Source organism: Streptomyces sp. NPDC018019, from assembly GCF_044327805.1.
Classification (GTDB): domain Bacteria; phylum Actinomycetota; class Actinomycetes; order Streptomycetales; family Streptomycetaceae; genus Streptomyces.
In genome coordinates, this window is record NZ_JBIRGD010000005.1 from 159,321 (window position 1) to 175,969 (window position 16,649).

A 16,649-nucleotide genomic window follows, 5' to 3' on the forward strand; every position below is an offset into this window, starting at 1 on the left:
CACGCCACCGCCAAGCGGCGCCCCGGTCCGCCCAACCACACTCTGAAACGCGACCGCTGCCGGACGACTTCCGACCACTACCGATCGCAGAGGATCGAGCCCAACCGCACCCGACCGGACCGGGCATGAAATATCGGGCCCAACAGCATGCGATCTTCTTAACGTGATGAGCGCAAAGGTAAGGAGACCGGAGTGCTGGAGCGGCTGAACGAGGCCCTGGAACACATCGAGTCGCACCTCGACCAGCGGATCGAGGTGACTGAGCTGGCGCGCATCGCGATGACGTCGGAATACCACTTCCGCCGGATGTTCTCCGCACTCGCGGGAATCCCGCTGTCGGAGTACATCCGGCGCCGGCGGCTCACGGTCGCGGCAGCCGAGGTACTGGCCGGGCAGCGGACTCTACTGGACATTGCGGTGCGGTACGGCTACGGCTCGGGCGAAGCGTTCGCCCGAGCCTTCAGGGCCGTACACGGCGTCGGGCCGGGTGAAGTCCGGCGAGCCGGTGCGGCGCTGCACTCCCAGCCCCGGATGTCCTTCCGCCTCATCGTCGAGGGGAGCAGCAGCATGCGATACCGGATCGCGGAGAGGGAAGAGTTCCACGTCGTCGGCAAGAAAGCCCGGGTTCCACTCGTCCACCAGGGCGTGAACCCGGCAATCGCGGAATTCATCCGCGGCATCGACCAGGAGACACTGGAGCACATCAAGGCACTGTCCGACCGACAGCCGGAGGGGCTCGTCGCAGTGTGCGACAACCTCGACCCGAGCCGGGCGGAGGGCACCGAACTGGACTACTACCACGGGGTGGTGACACAGGCAGACGCCCCGGCCAACTCCGACGGCCTGGACACACTGGTCGTCCCGGCAGGCACCTGGGCGGTCTTCGAAAATTCCGGCCCGTTCCCGGAGTCCCTCCAGCTCCTGTGGCGCGACATCTTCGCCCAGTGGTTCCCGTCCAACCCGTACCAGAGCCGCCCGGGCCCGGAAATCCTGCGCACCCGGTTGTCGGAGGACGCGACGCGGGCGGACGCAGAGCTGTGGATTCCGGTGGAGAGGGCGACAGCTTCGGACTGACGTGAGTACGGGCGGGGCCTGACCTGCCCCACCCGACATACGACAAAACCCCACCAGAAAACCGGCGCGCCTTGCCCCCCAACCGCAGCCCCCGCTGCCACATCACCAGCAAAGTCACCCTCACGGGAACCGGCCCAGCATCGGCAGCACTTGGGTTGTCCTGTAGTCGCTCATTCCCTGTACTCGACCCGGATGGCATCGGCCGGCTCGTCCGCGGCTTTCAAACTGGACGGGGGCAAGGGCATGCTCTTGTCCTCCGTTACCTCGTGCGAAGGACCAGGTGCATCACATGACGACTCCCGTCGACAAGGCAACGCTGGAAGGCTGTTTCAGCGAGCACGAGTTGGTCACTCTGCCGGAAGAGACGCTGGAATGCATCGAGCATGCACCCAGTCGGCGCTTCCTACGCGAGGTGGGGCTTCCGGTTCACGCCAATCCGTGGTTCGACCTGATCGACAGGTCCGCGCGGGACCTCAAGACGGTCGGCGCCTGCTACGAAGGCCTGAACGAGCGTTGGGCGAACCTTCCCGACAACGCGGCGAACTGGATCCTGCTCGGCACGGTTCCGTATGACGACATTGCCCTGGACGTTGCTACCGGTACCGTCCTGTGCCTCCCGCAGGACGAGGATGAGGTCTACCCACTCAACAAGGACCTCTACTCTTTCGCCCACTTTCTCTACCTGCTTGAGGTCGAGCGCCCGAACTACGACGAGGAACTGAATGAAGACCTCGTTCCCGAGAGAGCCGAAGAAGCCGGGAAACGACTGACCGAGCAAATGCGAGCTATCGACCCGGCGGCCCTCGGTGTCCGTCACTCTCGTTGGCACGAAATCCTGGGGTGGGTCTCTGACCCGGATGCCAGATAGCCCACAGCACCCTTCGCGACCACACCACTGGTCTAGAAGTAACTAGACAGTCCAAGGCAAAATGTGGCGCTTCGGGCAGGAGTCGGCGGACGATCCGCTGAGCACACCCGGAGCGTCCACGAGCTGGAACAGGTGATCGCAAGCTGATAGGTCGGCTCCTACCTCTTTCCGCTGTGGGTGACCCAACGGAATAACGAAGCCCCCGAACGGCATAGCCGTGGAGGCGGGTAGATGACGCGCCCCGCCACCGATTGGACGTCGCTCACCCTTGCGCTCATCGTCACCGTGGGCGCCCCAGGCCGCATGTACGCGTGACAGCTATCCACAGTGGACGGCAGATCACCCTCTCCTTGACGGCTACCTGCCTCCAGTGCCCGCCGACGTGCTGGTTCCACGAAGCGGGGCCCGTCCCCATGACGGGCCCCGCCACGCATCGCGCTAACTCTGCTTACGCTCGCGCCAGAGTCTGCGGGCCACCAGGAATACGAACAGGATGACGATGGGGCAGGCCGCGACAACTGTGGGAAGTCCACTGGGCCATCCCTCACCGGTGGGGAAGGGGATGGTCAAGGCGGTGATGAGGGGAACTCCACAGAGGAGAATGCCCAGACCCCAGGACCAGACCTTTTTGAAGCCACTCCACCAGCTTTGAGATTGCACCCATGCTTCTGCATACATGAGAACGGCCGCAACCGGCCACACGATGACTAGGGCGATGACCGGCGAAAGAGCGAGACCCTTTTGGCCAATCAACTCCCGGATGAAGGAGGCCCCCGGATAGGACAGGGCAAAGCACAGAGCGACAGCGACGGCGCTGTACCCTATGGCCTCCTTCACGCTTACCTGCTCGCCGTCTTCGGACGCCTTACCCAGCACTCCTACTCCCTGGCAATCGTATGGCCGGCCTTCCTTACCGTTAGGCGCAGGCGCTGGCGACTCCGTCGAGACCACTCACGGCCATGACGAAGTCGGCGAACTCGTCGCCGGCCTCCGGCGGAACGTGCCCTTCCTTGATGAACTTCCAGGCGTACTTGGCGAACTTCGCGAAGCCTCCGAGCTTGCCGATGATACGGCTGACCTTCGCTACGGGTATGCCGTTCTCTGCGGCGAACTTTGCGATGGCGATGGTGCAGCCCATCCAGTTGACCCGCAGGACTGGACCGTTGGCGGTGGCGGCGACAGACCCCTTGTCTCCCATGGACCGGGTCAGATATTCGATGACCTCACGGTCGTTGAGATTTTTCTTCTGCAGATGCTCCGGGGCGTTCTCGATGGCACGCGCGAACCGTTCCAATGCCTTGATCGCTGCTGCATCGCTGACGTCCGGTGCAGCCGACACGGCAGCCGGGGCCTGGCGGTGAGTGACGGCGTTGGCTGCCGGGCCGGCAAGACCAAGCGTCACCGCCATCAGTGCCGTTGTCGCAGCGATCCGCAGCGTATTAGACTTCACTTATTGCACTCCTTGTGTGATGCCGGGGAAGAGGGCATGGCGGAGTGATCGGTGAACAGCCTGCAAGCACAAACCGGTCTCCCCCCAGTCTTCTTCCCCGTTCTTCTTCCCCAAGCCGCAACAGGCGAGGTCAGCGCCGGCGGCCGGAGCGAAGCTAACACCTCACAAAGGCATGTCTCAAGCGATCTTCCTTGATGGTGCCTATGCCCCTCTAAACGGACTTGTCGCGCATTGCTACGCCCCAGACCTTTGGCTCAGCCAGTCACCCGACGGCGCTCACCGGCCGTCAGCAAACAAATCAGTCACATCTTTACCAACTCCGTCGTTGGCGTCCTAAACAGCGCGCCACTGCGAAAACTGGCCGTCATGAGGTCGGGGCTTCTGGATACCGCCCGTCCATTCGTCCCCTCCCTGCCAGGCCAGGCGCCCCCGGCCGAGTCCATCGCCCACGCCTGCCCCGGGACCAGCCATGAATCCGCACCAACAGCGTCACCTGCTGCGCCAACTGAGCGCGGGGACTGCGAGGAAAACGCTCCCGAGGAAGTGGACCCGGGCCGAGGGTGAATGGCCCGGCGGAGGCGATGTCAGCTGGGCGCAGCACCCGCCCCGGAGTGGGCAGTGGAGGAACGATGAGTGCGGCGGCCCAGAAATGCTCCCTGAAGGGCGCCTGCAAAGGGCACGGCCCCAGGCTCTGGCCAGCCATCGCAACGCATCAGCGATATCGCGTTCAGCCGCTCCGTACACATTGATGGCCAGGAACGTCTGAAGCAGGAAGTAGGCGCCGCCGAGCGCAAGACCCAGCCAGTACGAACCGGACAGCCAGGCGATGGCTGGAACTCCGAAGGATGTCGCGGCAAGTCCGGCTGCGGCCCACAAAGCCGAACCGACCTTCAGGCAGGCAGACGCTCGCTAGGCTCAAAGACCGGTGATCAGATCGGGCCTGACGCCGATCGCCGCGAGATCCCTACGGACGGCACCCACAAAGTTCTTGACCTCCGCTACAAGAACGTCCCAAGTGACGGGCGCGGTCCACGCGTCGGGTTCGAAGACGGAGCCGACCTGCCAGCCCTCTGCCGACCTCACGATCCGCACGGCACCCGGGTCCGTGTAGGACATCGAGTCGAAGGCGAAGTCGTCCCGCTCACCGTCCAACCGGTAAAGCCAGCTCACCAGAGCGCGTGCCAACTCAGCTACAGGGAACAGCTTTTCCGCGAACACCACGCGGTCGCCGTCCTGGATGACCAGATCGGCCTCGATGTCCACGAGCAGAACTCCGACAGGCGCCGTCTCGGGCTGAAGACCGCGCCGGCGCAGATCCGGCGCACCCACGTTCTGGTACGCGAACCTCACCGGCATTTGGGCCTCCCCAGCGTTCATGGGCGCCACAGATCTATAGGCCACCCTTGCAGCAAACCACTGGGGCGACACGGCTCGATCTGCTTAGAAAAATCTTCAGAAGGAGAATAACATACTCACCCCTTGCCGCCTCGCCGAAGGAGTGAATTGATGCGGGATGCAAATGCTACTTCTCCCCGTGAGTTCCTTGAAAACTGGAGGCGAGGCCACTCGATCAACCGCTACCCCTGGTTCGGATGGGTGTCGCCGGTGGCCGGGAAGGAGGCCACGACCACGTGCTCTTCGGGTGGAGTTGTCGCGAGTGGTCACCTATTCCTATCCGCGTGATCGAGAGCGTAGAGCCGTTCGGGCAGACCGCATGCGGGGGCCACAGTCATCCACTCGTAGAGCTGCGGATCAAGGAACCACAGACCGAAGAGGAAAAGGCGTTCCTGGCCCCAGCTGCGCCACCGCCACACGTTATTCGATACCAGGTCAGGGCCGCGCAGCCACCTCCTATTTTGCTAGAGGAATGGGACTACCGGGCTCAACGAGACCTCAGCCTGGCAAAGTGCTTACTATCATTGGGTCGACACTCGATCAAAGGACGAATCTGGGCAGCCCGTAGGGCCTGGCCATAGCTCCTCAGTCATCAAGCTAATCTGCGGCAACGCAGAGCATTACCCATAAGAACCGCGAGATACTGCTCCGCGCGCTCCTGATCTGCAAGCGCTTAACGCTACCGGCGTCACCGGCACGCCAAAAAACCAGACTGGCGTAGGACGCCTACTGACCAGGGCCCGCAACGACATCAACCCGCACATCGGCAAGCACCGTCTCGACCGGTTGCGCCCGGAGCACCTGGGCCAGCTCTACGCCGACCTGTCGCCCCAGAGGCACGCGCCGTCTTACGTGCTCAAGGCCCACCGACCGCTATCAGGTGTTTTGAGAATCGCTCACCACCACGAGCTGGCAGGGTGCGACGCCGCCATCCTCGTAGGCGACCCCTCGGTGGGGGCGCCGCACCCTTCACGCAGGAGAGGAGCAGGCAAAAGGCTTCCTGAAAACCTGGGGAGCTTGGGGACACCCACCCACCTGAGTACAACCCACTGCTACGTGAAGCCCACGGCCCCTTGCCCCAGAAAGCCGCCCGGTGCATCGGCAGGTCCCCGTGGCCGCAAACCGAGAAAACTGAGACCAGGACTGAGACCAGGACTGAGACCACGAGCACCAAGGACGCCCGCGCCCGGCGCCGCCGCCGGATCAAGTAGCAGCAGAAAGCCCCAGGTCATCATCGATGACCTGGGGCTTTCGCTCGTTGAGCCCCCTGTCGGATTCGAACCGACGACCTACGCTTTACAAGAGCGGTCCGGTCGGAAATCGAGCCGGATAAGCAGCGGTTCGGAGCGATACCCAACCCGCCTTTCTGTAACCGCGGAACGCCGTCTGAAGAGGCATTTCACCTGCTCAGCGGCTCTTCAATAGGTAGTCCTGGAGCCTGCTCTGCCGCAGGCCCTTCCTTGGCTTTCCTCATCTTTCCCGGCCTGTCCCTGGCCTTCTGTCCACGTTCTGTCCACGGTCAGTCCCCGAACACCCCTTCTTCTGGGAAGCGGCCTGACGCAGGAGGACGAACGCGAGTTCCCGCAGGTCAGCCCTGCCCTGCCGTCTACCGGTCCAACGCTTCGCATTCGCGCTCGCCACGCATAACCACACCCTCACGCCGACATCACCTGACAGGGGACGGAGCAACCGTCGACTTCATCCTGGCCGCCCCCGCCGGCCCCAGGCTCTTCTGGTTCTGGGACCGAGACGACGAGGGACAGCTTCGGAGCAGTACCGTCCTCCGTCGTGTTGGCTCGCGGTACGAGGGTGACCGGCGCGTTCGCCGCTGCCTGATCGAACTGTGGCATGAGTGAGGTGTAGGTGTCGGCGGTGAGGGAGTAGTTGCTGTGACCGAGGAGAGCTTGGATGGCCTTCATGGACAGGCCGGCCGCGAGGCTCAGCGACGCGGCGCAGTGACGGAGGTCGTGAAGGCGGATTGGAGGAAGATCGAGCCTTTTGACCAGGCGTTCGAAGGCTTGCGAGACGTTGTCCGGGTTGTGGGGGCTTCCGTCCTCAGTGGTGAACACGCGGCCTGAGTTGACGTAGGGGCCGTACTTCTCGGGTTCGGCCAAGTGCTTCGCTTCCCAGGCTTCGCGCTCGACTTTCTGTGCCTCGCGCACAGCTCGGAGCAGTGCGCGGGTCACGTCGTCCAAGGTGACGGTGCGGCGTCCACTGCGGCTCTTGGGAGTGTCTTCCCAGACCTCGCTGTAGGTGCGGCCCTTGACCAATTGCTCGACGACCTTGATCGTCCCGGCTTCGAGGTCCGTTTCCGTCCAGGGCAGGCCGACAGTTTCGCCGCGTCGTGTCGCTCTGAAGACCGCGAGGTGCCACATGGGGTACATGCGGTGACCGGTTGCGCCGTCGAGGAACTGCCCGGTCTGTTCCGGCGTCCAGACCATGACGGGGCCAGGGATTTCTCCTGTGTCCCGCCAGCGGGCAACACGTTCGTCTGTCCAGACGAGGGCTTCCGGACGCTCGTACTTAGGGAGCACAACGCCTTTGGTGAAGTTCTCCGTGATCAGCTTTTCTGTGACCGCGGCGTCGAGTGCGGCAGAGAGGGTGTCTTTGAACTTCTTCTGTGTGCCCGGCCCCGTCTCTCTGCGTGGCCTCTGACGTGCCTCGTGAAGTGCCGCCTTGGCCTCGGTCCACCGCTGGCGCAGGTGCGGCGGGCGGGGTTTCGCCGCGGCCTTCCATGCTCGGTGAGCGTCGTCGCACTCGGCCTTCGCCTGCTGGGCTGCGAGCCGGTTGGCTGCTTTGGTTTCGTTGAGGGCCCAGATCTCTTCGAACATCTCCTGGATGTGGCGCTTGCGCAGTTGCCGCAGGGGGAGGTGGCCGAGGGCGGGGATGAAGATCCGCTCAACGTAGTCTTCGTAGTCCTTGCGGGTGCTGCGCTTGAGATCGACGCGCTGGCGCAGCCAGCGGCGCAGGTACTCAGCGACCGTTTCCTTGGAGTCGATGTTGATCCCGCCCTGGGCCTCGTCCCAGAGCTTCTGTGCTGCTTCCTTCGCCTTGGTCTGGGTTCGGAAGCCGCCCTTGCGGGGCCGGCGCCGTTCGCCGCCTGGGCCGTCGGGCAGGTTGAGGTAGTAGGCCCAGGAGCCGTGGTCTCGCTTCTTCAGGTTCGGGCAGGCCGAGCCGATCTCGCGGCGCTTCGGCTTGCCATCGGGCTTGAGCACCGGTTGTCCGGCATCATCGAGGACTGGCTCCGTGCACGAGCATCGCTTGTAGGTGGTTCCGTCGAACACGCAGGCTCCTGTTTGAGCTGGGTTTTCCTTGCGTGTCCTGATCTTTCTGTAGCGGAGCTCGGGCTTCCTTGGGCGCCGTATGCTTCCGGTCAGGTGGCGCGGGGATGAAGGATTTGACCACCTATGACCGCATCTGCGATCGGTTCTGCTGCATCTGCCTCTGAGCGTGGGGACATGTCCGTGGAGGAGGTGCTGGCGCTTCCGCTTGCGATCAGCGTGGCGACTGCTGCACGCGCTTTCAAGATCGGGCCGGACAAGGCGTACCGGCTGATCGAGCAGGGCGCCTTCCCGGCGAAGCTGATCCCGCTGGGCGATACGACCAAGGTGGCGACGGCGTCCGTCTGGGAGGCGCTTGGCCTTCGGTAGCAGCTTTTACTGCGGCCTGTTTCTCGAGGAGCCGTCGCCCTCTCGTGGGCCCACCTGGCATTTACCGGCCCCTTTCGTAGCCTTGAGCAACCGAACACGGGCGAGTGCCGCACGTCACTTTTCGTTTTTTTGTGCGAGCCCACGCGCTTTGACCTGCGCAAACGTCAGTCAACGTCCACGGAGTGGAGAGACTCCCTATGTCGCCCAAGTACATTGGCCTATTACGGAGCTAAGGGACCGCTATGGGCACGGCGGTCGCACTCCCGATGGATGGAGATTCATGGCACGGCTATCGGGCTACGTTCGACCTGGGGTCCTGCACCAGCAGGAAGCTCAAGGTCTGCGTGAGGGCACTTCGCGGCTGTTCTTGGACGAGCCCGTGGGCACGGTAGTGCGCCAACTCACCGCCAAGGGGTACACCAACGCGCGTGGCAACCCCTGGACCGCCGACGCATTCGTGCGGGCCGTACTCAACCCGCTCATGGCGGGCCTCGACAAGAACGGTGACCCCATCGAGGACTTCGGGGACACGGTTCTCACACCAGACGAGCACCGAAGGCTGAACGCACTGTTCGCTAAGCGCCGCGGCGAACAGACTCCCCCACGCGAACCGCACGACTACCTGCTGACCTCCGGGCTGTCTGAGTGCGGCCGGTGCGCCTTCCCCATGCAGGGGGCACGGGTGACCGGTGACGCCGATCCCGGCTACCGGTGCCCGCCCCCCAAGGAGGGCCGCCCTTCGTGCGGTGGCGTCCGCATGAACGCCAACCGGCTGGAAGGGGCTGTAGTCGAACAGGTTCTCGCAGATATTCTGCGCCCGGGGACCCACGAGCGGCTACTACAAGTCCAGGAGGACGTCAGGGCCGAAGTGCGGCGTCTGCGCGAGCACGTCGAGGGAGCCGAGGAGCGGTTCAAGGAACTGGGCGACCTCTACGGGCGCGGCCTGTTGGTGCGCTCGGCGTTTCTGGCCGCGCAGAAGGCCACCAAGGAGGACCTGAAGCGGGCCCGGTCCCGGCTTCGGTTCCTGGAGCAGATCGCGGATGTGCCGATCTCTGACGTCACCGATTTCGTCGCGTGGTGGAAGACCGCTCCGCGGGCTTCTCAGCGGGCGCTCATCGCCCTGGAAGTCTCCAGGGTTCGCGTCATGCCGTCAGGCGGCGGACGGCACTCAGACCCTCACCAGCGGATCGCCATCGACTGGCGCACGCCCGCCAACTGATTCTGAAACACCCTGCGCCCCGTCTGCCGGGGCGCTCCGTCGTGTCTGCACGCCATGCACAGCAAGTTGGAGCCTTCCTTGTCGATCCCTTCCCTCGTTCCGCTGTCGTCCACCGCATGGGCGTGGATGCATAACAGCACCGCCTGGGGTTACAGCAACTGCGGGCTCATCGCGTCCGAGGGCCAGGCTCTGCTGGTGGACACGCAGTTCACGCTGGCCGGCACGCGGCAGTTCCTGGACGCGGTGGAGGAGGCCGTGCCGGGGGTGGAGATCATCACCGTGGTGAACTCGCACCAGAACGGGGATCACACGTGGGGGAACCAGCTGTTGCCCGAAGCGGAAATCATCACGTCAGCCGCGTCGGCTGCGCATCTGTGTGAGGAGATCAGCCCGGAGCAGATGATGATGCTCAGCCGGTCGGCGCCCACATCCGCAGTCACCGCGTACGCCGCGAAGCACATCGGCGGGTTCGACTTCAGCGGCATCACGGTCACCGGCGCGACCCGCACGTTCACTGGAACCCTGGAGGTGAAGGTCGGGCGGGCAGCGGTGGAGCTCCTGGATCTCGGTCCAGCGCACAGTGCGGGTGACGTGGCCGTGCACCTGCCCGAGGACCGGGTCGTTTTCTCGGGCGACACGCTGTTCGTTGGGGCCCACATGATTGTGTGGTCCGACTCTCTCAGTGCGTGTATCGCGGCCTGCGACCGGCTGTTGGAAACGGGAGCCACGACATTCGTTCCGGGGCACGGCGAAATCACCGACCGGGCAGGCGTGATCGCCTTCCGCGATGCCCTCGCTCGTGTGCATGAAGATGCCGCGTCTTACGCTTTGAGTGGTGTCGAGTTGTCCGACGCGGTCCGCCTGGTGAAGGCGTCGCACGCCGGCAAGCTCGCGCATCCTGAGCGGCTTTTCACAGCCGTCGCCGCTGCTTATAAGGAAGCAGGCGCGGAAGGCAGCCCTTCCACAGTTATGGGGCTTGTAGAGGGAATGGCTCAGCTGTCGGCCGAGTAATCGGGCGGCACGATAAGCATCATGCGCTGGCTCTTGTCGCTGAGCGGAGCGAAGCAGCGGAAGATGACTTCGAACTCCTCTTCGCCGCGGTTGGGCAGGTACATCCATCGCCGGTCGCCGTCGGGATGTGTGACGCTCGTGAGGTCGTCGGTGAGCAGCCGAGCCGCGACCTTGTCGCGCTCTTTGATCTCGGCGACGACCTCGGCGAGCCTGCGGTTCTCCGGCTGTTGCTCGTGGGCCAGGCGCAGTTGGGACGCCATGGGCTTGCCCCAGTCTTCTTCCCAGTTGATCAGTTGCAGCCTGGCCTCGGGGTAGGTCAGGCACCAGACCATGATGTTGATCCCGTACTTGATCCACGGCCAATTGCGCACGCACAGGTCGTTGTACAGGAGCATGTCCCACGAAGCGTCAGATATGTACGCGGGCCAGGGCTGGCCATGCACCACTGCGGTCGTTGACGGATCGATCACTGCGGCCGGCCGATAAAGCGGCGGCGGCTCTTGGCCCTTTGCGTACACGAACAGGGTGTACCGCTGGGCTTCGTTGAGGTCGAGGGCGCGCACGATGCGCTCCAGCCATTCCGTCTTGGGGTTTTCGATGCGGCCGGCTTCCAGGCGCCGGTACCAACCTTCCGTGACGCCGGTGAGCACCGCCATTTCGGCCTGTTTGATACCAGGCTTGTTGCGCGCCCCGAATCGGGCGGTGAAGCCAGGGACCAGGTTGGGGTCCATCTTGGCTCGCCACTCCCGGAGAAAATCGCCTACGCGGTGCCTATTGGGCATTGGGGCGCTACCCCTCCTTGACGGTAAAAGTATCGGAAAGACGCGGACGACCTTAACGCGTCCTTGACGGCACCTCGCAAGTGCCCCCATGATCAACTTTTCCCCTCTCAGTCCCCCAAAGCCGGACATTCCCCCCGTCTATCCCGCTTCAACGGTTTGTCAACCACCGACACACTTCGTACCGGTAACCGTGAGTAGCGACGCCTGTCGATAACGATCGTTCGTTTTTATGCAAAAGTTGCTGCATCGCAGGGGCCGCCCGGCCAACGGGCACCGGCCCCTCGGTCGCTCCCATGACGTTTTCAGCGGAGCGAGCACGAGCGCACCAACCTGAGAGGTACCCATGAGCCGCAGCGTTTTCATCACCGGTGGTAACCGAGGCATCGGCCTGGCGATCGCCGAGGCCATGGTCGCCAACGGAGACAGAGTCGCTGTCACCTACCGCTCGGGGGAGCCACCGGCCGGCGTCCTGGGCGTCAAGTGCGACATCACCGATCCGCAACAGGTCGACGCGGCATTCCAGCAGATCGAAGAAGCACACGGCCCGGTCGAGGTCCTGGTGGCCAACGCCGGCATCACCCGCGACACCCTGCTGATGCGCATGTCCGAGGACGACTTCGGCGACGTCATCGCAACCAACCTCACGGCGGCTTACCGACTGGCCAAGCGCGCCACCCGCGGCATGCTGCGCGCTCGCAAGGGGCGCATGATCTTCGTGGGGTCGACCGTCGGCCTGCGCGGCGAGACGGGGCAGGCGAACTACGCGGCGGCCAAGGCCGGGCTGGTCGGGCTTTCACGGTCCATCGCCCGCGAACTGGGCTCCCGCGGAATCACGGCCAACGTGGTCACTCCGGGGCTGACAGAGACGGACATGACCGCGTCACTGCCACAGGAGATCAAGGACAGCATGGTCAAGCAGATCCCTGCAGGCAGGGCAGCCCAGCCGAAGGAGATCGCGTCTGCGGTCCGTTTCCTTGCCAGCGATGAGGCGTCGTACATCACCGGGGCCGTCATCCCGGTCGATGGCGGCGCCGGCATGGGGCACTGAGCGGCGGCTCGGCCACACCGGCAGGACAGCACCGACGGCCACCCGGCACCGCGCCGGGCTGGGTGGCCGCGACGGGGGGGTTGGGCGCGTCGAACGGAGGGGCAGGCGATAAGCGGCCTGACTGTCGAGGAGTGAAGTGATTGATGTGCAGCGCATTCTGGCGCTGTCGAAGCAGCCGCGGGGCGGGCGACCAGGCAACGAAGAGCGAGATCCTGCGGCAACCGTCCGCGTACTGAGCTACCTGCATGGCCAGACGGACAGGTTGGCGATGCCGATCCGCTGGAGTGCGGCTCTTTGCGTCTCGGCGAACCTCGATGAGGCGTCCGGCGCCGGAAGTAGCGCCGACCCGGCCGGGCTGTGCACCCGGTGTCCGATTTCCCGCGAGTGCTCTTCCGCCCTACTCGCGGGTGCGCCCATCGAGGTGCGGCGGTGGCGTGAGCGCGTAGACGGGGGTTAGGCGCTCAAGCCATAAGGGGGGGCAGGAGGGGAGCCCGTGGGGCGCCGGTAAATCCGGTGCCCCACGGGCCTTGTTGTCTGCGTCAACGCCGCAAGAAGCTGGCCCAGTCTTAACAGGCTGAAGGCCGGACTGCTCTGCTAGCCCTGCCTCTGATTCCTGACGGCGGAGGCGGAACTACCGGGTGCCGAACGTTCAGCGGGTACTGCGCCCCAGGCGCCACCGCACCAGCACACTTGTCATCACCGCGAGGGCAAGACCGGCGGAAAGCGCGTGCATCATGCTCCATCCCAAGGCCAGCATGACCGCTGCGCCCATCGTCAAAGCAATCACACTGGGCACATAATCCGGGTGCCCAGGGCTCGACCGAGTCATCCAGTTGTAGACAGCTGCCACACCCGCGACGGCTGCGATGACCACTGCCATGAGCCACGCGGGCGCCCCGTTGGGACCCACAACTGTGGCACAGGCGATCCCGGATGCCATGCAGACCCATTGATTACGTTTCACGCCCGCCGTCCTTCCTTCTGCAGGCGGCACCTCTATCGCCGGGTCCGGCAGGCCGCGACCATGCCACCGGCCGTGGTGCATGCCAAGTAGAGGCCGAGGCCGATGCCCCACGCATCACCGCGCCAGAAACCGATAGCCGCCATAGCGAGCGCACCGATGAGCGCGAGGGTGAGGAGTACCCGTCCGATAAACATTGCCAACAGTCCTTAAACGCAGTGGTCGGCGAAACCCTTGGCCGCCGAGACCGTCCCGCCAAGGAGCCCTCCGGCGGCGGCCAGCGACGTGCCGGCAGTCATCGGAGATGTGAGGGCGGCACCAGCAACGCCAAGCCCGCCGATGACAGCTCCTGTACCGTCCATCATGCAGTTCCAGTCGATGCGCGCCTCGATCCGGCCCGGGGTCGTCGGCTTGACCACGGTGCCTTCTATCGTGGCGCCGTTCACATCGGAAATCGTCTGCGTGAGCTGGTTACCCTCCAGGGCCCACTTCGAGTGGTGGATGTGCCCATCCTTGTCCTTGACGTCGAGTCGAGGCATACCGCCGATGACCTGTCCCTTGGCGTCAAGGAACCGGACCCCGCGGGGGGTGAGGACTGCGCGGTCCCCCTTCGGCAGGTTGAGCTTGAATGTGGAGGTAGCGGCGAACTTCGCCACCTGCCCGCGCTTGACGAAAACGTTCGCGGGCTTGTCCTGCGAAGCCGGAGCGGCAGCCAGGGCGGTGCCAGCCGTAGAGGACACGATCGCGGTAGTAACCACAGTGGCTGCCAAGGCCGAGCGCAGGCCGATACGCATATACATTTACACCTTTCAATTACCTTACGCCCCATGACTGGGACACACCCACCCTTGTTGCCAAAAAGGGCAACTCATATGGCGTCGATCACAAGGCGAGCAAACACCCAGTCAAGATCATTTAGGTGGCGAGCAAAACACCCGACTGACCGCCTGTTTCGCGTCATCAAAGTCCGACTTAAGTGGAGTTCGGGCCATTACTCGTCCCATCGTCAGCGACTTCACCATGGGTCACCGCTCAAACCTCGCTCACGGCAATGCATCCATTCAGCGGGGGCCGAGGCCGCCCTCGGCAGACCAGGCGTCGAGGACAGGCGCCACGCGGTGACGGCGCATGCGGCCGGGCAGGTCAACTCCTGTCGGCCGCGAGATTCCCGTTCGGATGCGACGCGGCCTGCGGACCGCCCCGAACGGGCCGTTAGCAACACTCGCGACCAATGCGCCTAGCTGGCGTAGGGCAGGTCACAGTGGGCGGGGTCTTCGCAGGTGGACACCCTCCTCACGCATAGTAGAATCTAGTTATCGGTTGAGGGAAAACCTCGCCACTTACCTCTTGGAGCAACCCCATGCAGCGCGTCGTGAAGATGAGCCAGGTCCACCGCAACCCCCGCCAGCCCCGCGAATACTTCAACGAGGCCGCTCTTCAGGAACTCGCTTCATCGATCGACGAGTACGGCCTCATGCAGGCCATCGAGGTCCGACCCGACAACGAGCGCGGCGGCTACGAGATCGTCGCCGGCGAGCGCCGGTGGCGCGCCCACCAGTTGCTCAAGCGCACCAAGATCCGCGTCACCATCGTCAGCGAGAAGAGTGAACTCCGCCGCTTCAAGCGGTCGGTCAGCGAAAACGTGAACCGTGAGGACATGACGCCGCTGGAGGAAGCACGAGCCTTCCAGCGCATCCTGGACGAAGAGGAAGGCGCGACCCCGGAGTCCGTCGCCGCCGACTTCAGCAAGACCACGGCGTACGTCAAGCTCCGCCTGGCCTTGCTGGACCTGCGTGAGGACGTCGCCAAGCTCGTGGAGTCCAAGACCATCGGCACCCAGGCGGCAGTACAGATCGCCGCGCTCAGCCACGCCAACCAGGCTGCCGTACTCGCCAAGCTCAGCCGCGGCGAACTGGCCTCGGACAACGCGATCGTTCACTTCGCCTACGCCATGCGCCAGCAGCAGGACCAGGCCGTACTGATGATCACGGAGGAACTGACGGACGAGCAGCGCACCGAGCGCGCGGCGACACAGAAGAAGACTCGCACGACGCTGGACAAGATCGAGCAGGTCCGGACGATACTTGACGAGATCGGCGCCAGCGATCCGCTGAAGCTCGCGCAGGCCCTGGAGGGCGGCGTCGGCGCGCGCCTGGAGCAGTTGGACCGCGTAGCGGAGTCCCTGACGAAGGCGCGCTTCCAGCTCAAGCAGGCCAAGGCACACTCCGAGGCCAGGGAGCTGGTCCAGGTCAACCCGGAAGCCGTGGCGGGCGCGAAGTCGCAGCCGGTTGCGGCCTGACGTGTAGCGGGCGGGGCCGCGAGCCCCGCCTCACCCCACCTCCCCCTCCCGACCAGAAGGAGTCTCCGATGTCCGCTCACGCCGAGCGCCCACAGTGGCAGACCATGACCAAATCCGACTTCGATGCCCACTTCCCCAGCATGTGGACACTGGACATACCCACCGGACCAATGCGTATCGTGGCCATCCCCGACGCGTCCGGCACTCCCGCTCTTTTCGGAGAGGCGGTGCCCCCTACACAGGCCCAACACGCCTGCCCCTGCGAGCCGAAGGCCCCTCAGGTGCAAAGCCATCTCTTCTGAGTGAACGGCCGGTCAAGGCCACCAGCGACTACGCGATCTGGATTGTGTTCGGCGGCTGGGGTGTGGGTGTACTCGTTCAAGTGCTTGGCCGAGTACGGATGAACCTGCCCAGCCTGCTGGAGCCAGCCAAGCCCTTTGCCGGATCGAGCTCGTTCCATTTCAACCGCCCGGCGACCTCGGCGGTCTTGAGGTGACGGACCAACTCGTCGAGGGCGGTGAGATAGGCGGAGAAGCCGACCCGCCAGGCGGCGGCCGACGGCGCGATGGCAACGTGCGTCTTGCCCCACTCCGGGCGGTCCCAGCAGGGCCGCGTTGGCTTTGACCTCGCCGAGCGACAGAGTGGACAGGTCCCCGACCTTGTGCGGGTCGAGTTCGGACTGGAAGGAGAAGTCGCAGTCGTCGAGCGTCCTGTGGTGCGGGAGTTTCGCCAACCGCAGGCCCTGGCGGAAGCGGTAGTCGTCGCGAATGGCAAGTCCCTCGGCCAGGATGAGGTCAAGGAAATCGATTTAGCCGAGGGCTCTCGGCCAGGTAGGGCAAGCCGGGCTCCCTCCCCGCAGTGCGGATGCGGGTGGAGACCACCACCAGCATCG

General features: G+C 64.5%; 14 protein-coding genes and 1 pseudogene. 7 read left to right on the forward strand and 8 right to left on the reverse strand.

Annotated elements, in window-relative coordinates:
• The first annotated feature begins 192 nt into the window (after positions 1 to 192).
• Together ACH4FX_RS10765 and ACH4FX_RS10770 are read left to right on the forward strand one after the other, a co-directional pair.
• Entirely contained in the window at positions 193 to 1,074 is an 882-nt protein-coding gene (locus ACH4FX_RS10765) for a GyrI-like domain-containing protein (protein ID WP_398477300.1), read from the forward strand.
• A gap of 289 nt (positions 1,075 to 1,363) precedes the next feature.
• Complete coding sequence (locus tag ACH4FX_RS10770) at positions 1,364 to 1,942, forward strand: SUKH-4 family immunity protein (RefSeq protein WP_398477302.1); 579 nt, start codon at positions 1,364 to 1,366, stop codon at positions 1,940 to 1,942.
• 438 nt (positions 1,943 to 2,380) lie between these two features.
• Here the strand turns inward: ACH4FX_RS10770 and ACH4FX_RS10775 are convergent, their stop codons facing one another.
• The 4 genes from ACH4FX_RS10775 to ACH4FX_RS10790 all read right to left on the reverse strand — a co-directional run bounded on the left by ACH4FX_RS10775 (position 2,381) and on the right by ACH4FX_RS10790 (position 8,071).
• The gene (locus ACH4FX_RS10775; protein WP_398477304.1) at positions 2,381 to 2,818 is read right to left on the reverse strand and encodes a hypothetical protein; all 438 of its coding nucleotides are present in this window, start codon (positions 2,816 to 2,818) and stop codon (positions 2,381 to 2,383) included.
• Between the two features lie 40 nt (positions 2,819 to 2,858).
• Complete coding sequence (locus tag ACH4FX_RS10780; RefSeq protein ID WP_398477306.1) at positions 2,859 to 3,392, reverse strand: hypothetical protein; 534 nt, start codon at positions 3,390 to 3,392, stop codon at positions 2,859 to 2,861.
• Between the two features lie 915 nt (positions 3,393 to 4,307).
• Complete coding sequence (locus ACH4FX_RS10785; RefSeq protein WP_398477308.1) at positions 4,308 to 4,748, reverse strand: hypothetical protein; 441 nt, start codon at positions 4,746 to 4,748, stop codon at positions 4,308 to 4,310.
• 1,694 nt (positions 4,749 to 6,442) lie between these two features.
• Positions 6,443 to 8,071 carry a tyrosine-type recombinase/integrase gene (locus ACH4FX_RS10790; RefSeq protein WP_398477310.1) on the reverse strand — a complete coding sequence of 543 codons (1,629 nt, stop codon included), beginning with the start codon at positions 8,069 to 8,071 and terminating at the stop codon, positions 6,443 to 6,445.
• 174 nt (positions 8,072 to 8,245) lie between these two features.
• On the opposite strand from ACH4FX_RS10790, the gene ACH4FX_RS10795 reads away from it, so the two are divergent.
• The 3 genes from ACH4FX_RS10795 to ACH4FX_RS10805 all read left to right on the forward strand — a co-directional run bounded on the left by ACH4FX_RS10795 (position 8,246) and on the right by ACH4FX_RS10805 (position 10,667).
• Positions 8,246 to 8,437, forward strand: coding sequence for a DNA-binding protein (locus tag ACH4FX_RS10795; RefSeq protein WP_398477312.1), 192 nt, complete (start codon positions 8,246 to 8,248; stop codon positions 8,435 to 8,437).
• 280 nt (positions 8,438 to 8,717) lie between these two features.
• Positions 8,718 to 9,656: a zinc ribbon domain-containing protein gene (locus tag ACH4FX_RS10800; RefSeq protein ID WP_398477314.1), complete on the forward strand. Its 939-nt coding sequence runs from the start codon at positions 8,718 to 8,720 to the stop codon at positions 9,654 to 9,656.
• 78 nt (positions 9,657 to 9,734) lie between these two features.
• Positions 9,735 to 10,667, forward strand: coding sequence for an MBL fold metallo-hydrolase (locus tag ACH4FX_RS10805; RefSeq protein ID WP_398477316.1), 933 nt, complete (start codon positions 9,735 to 9,737; stop codon positions 10,665 to 10,667).
• Here the strand turns inward: ACH4FX_RS10805 and ACH4FX_RS10810 are convergent.
• Positions 10,649 to 11,578, reverse strand: a complete 930-nt coding sequence (locus tag ACH4FX_RS10810) for a helix-turn-helix domain-containing protein (RefSeq protein ID WP_398477318.1) — start codon at positions 11,576 to 11,578, stop codon at positions 10,649 to 10,651. The two genes, ACH4FX_RS10805 and ACH4FX_RS10810, sit on opposite strands and share 19 nt — an antisense overlap.
• A 214-nt stretch (positions 11,579 to 11,792) precedes the next feature.
• Between ACH4FX_RS10810 and ACH4FX_RS10815 the strand changes: the two genes are divergently transcribed.
• Positions 11,793 to 12,497, forward strand: a complete 705-nt coding sequence (locus tag ACH4FX_RS10815; protein ID WP_398477320.1) for a beta-ketoacyl-ACP reductase — start codon at positions 11,793 to 11,795, stop codon at positions 12,495 to 12,497.
• Between the two features lie 649 nt (positions 12,498 to 13,146).
• Here ACH4FX_RS10815 and ACH4FX_RS10820 read toward each other — a convergent pair.
• Together ACH4FX_RS10820 and ACH4FX_RS10825 are read right to left on the reverse strand one after the other, a co-directional pair.
• A complete protein-coding gene (locus ACH4FX_RS10820; RefSeq protein ID WP_398477322.1) occupies positions 13,147 to 13,461 on the reverse strand; it encodes a hypothetical protein in 315 nt (104 codons plus the stop codon).
• A 206-nt stretch (positions 13,462 to 13,667) separates the two neighbouring features.
• Positions 13,668 to 14,252, reverse strand: coding sequence for a hypothetical protein (locus ACH4FX_RS10825; protein WP_398477323.1), 585 nt, complete (start codon positions 14,250 to 14,252; stop codon positions 13,668 to 13,670).
• 566 nt (positions 14,253 to 14,818) lie between these two features.
• Between ACH4FX_RS10825 and ACH4FX_RS10830 the strand changes: the two genes are divergently transcribed.
• The gene (locus ACH4FX_RS10830; RefSeq protein WP_398477325.1) at positions 14,819 to 15,757 is read left to right on the forward strand and encodes a ParB/RepB/Spo0J family partition protein; all 939 of its coding nucleotides are present in this window, start codon (positions 14,819 to 14,821) and stop codon (positions 15,755 to 15,757) included.
• A 462-nt stretch (positions 15,758 to 16,219) separates the two neighbouring features.
• Here the strand turns inward: ACH4FX_RS10830 and ACH4FX_RS10835 are convergent.
• Positions 16,220 to 16,647 (reverse strand): annotated as a pseudogene (locus ACH4FX_RS10835) (ATP-binding protein); the annotation flags it as partial.
• Between the last annotated feature and the right edge of the window lie 2 nt (positions 16,648 to 16,649).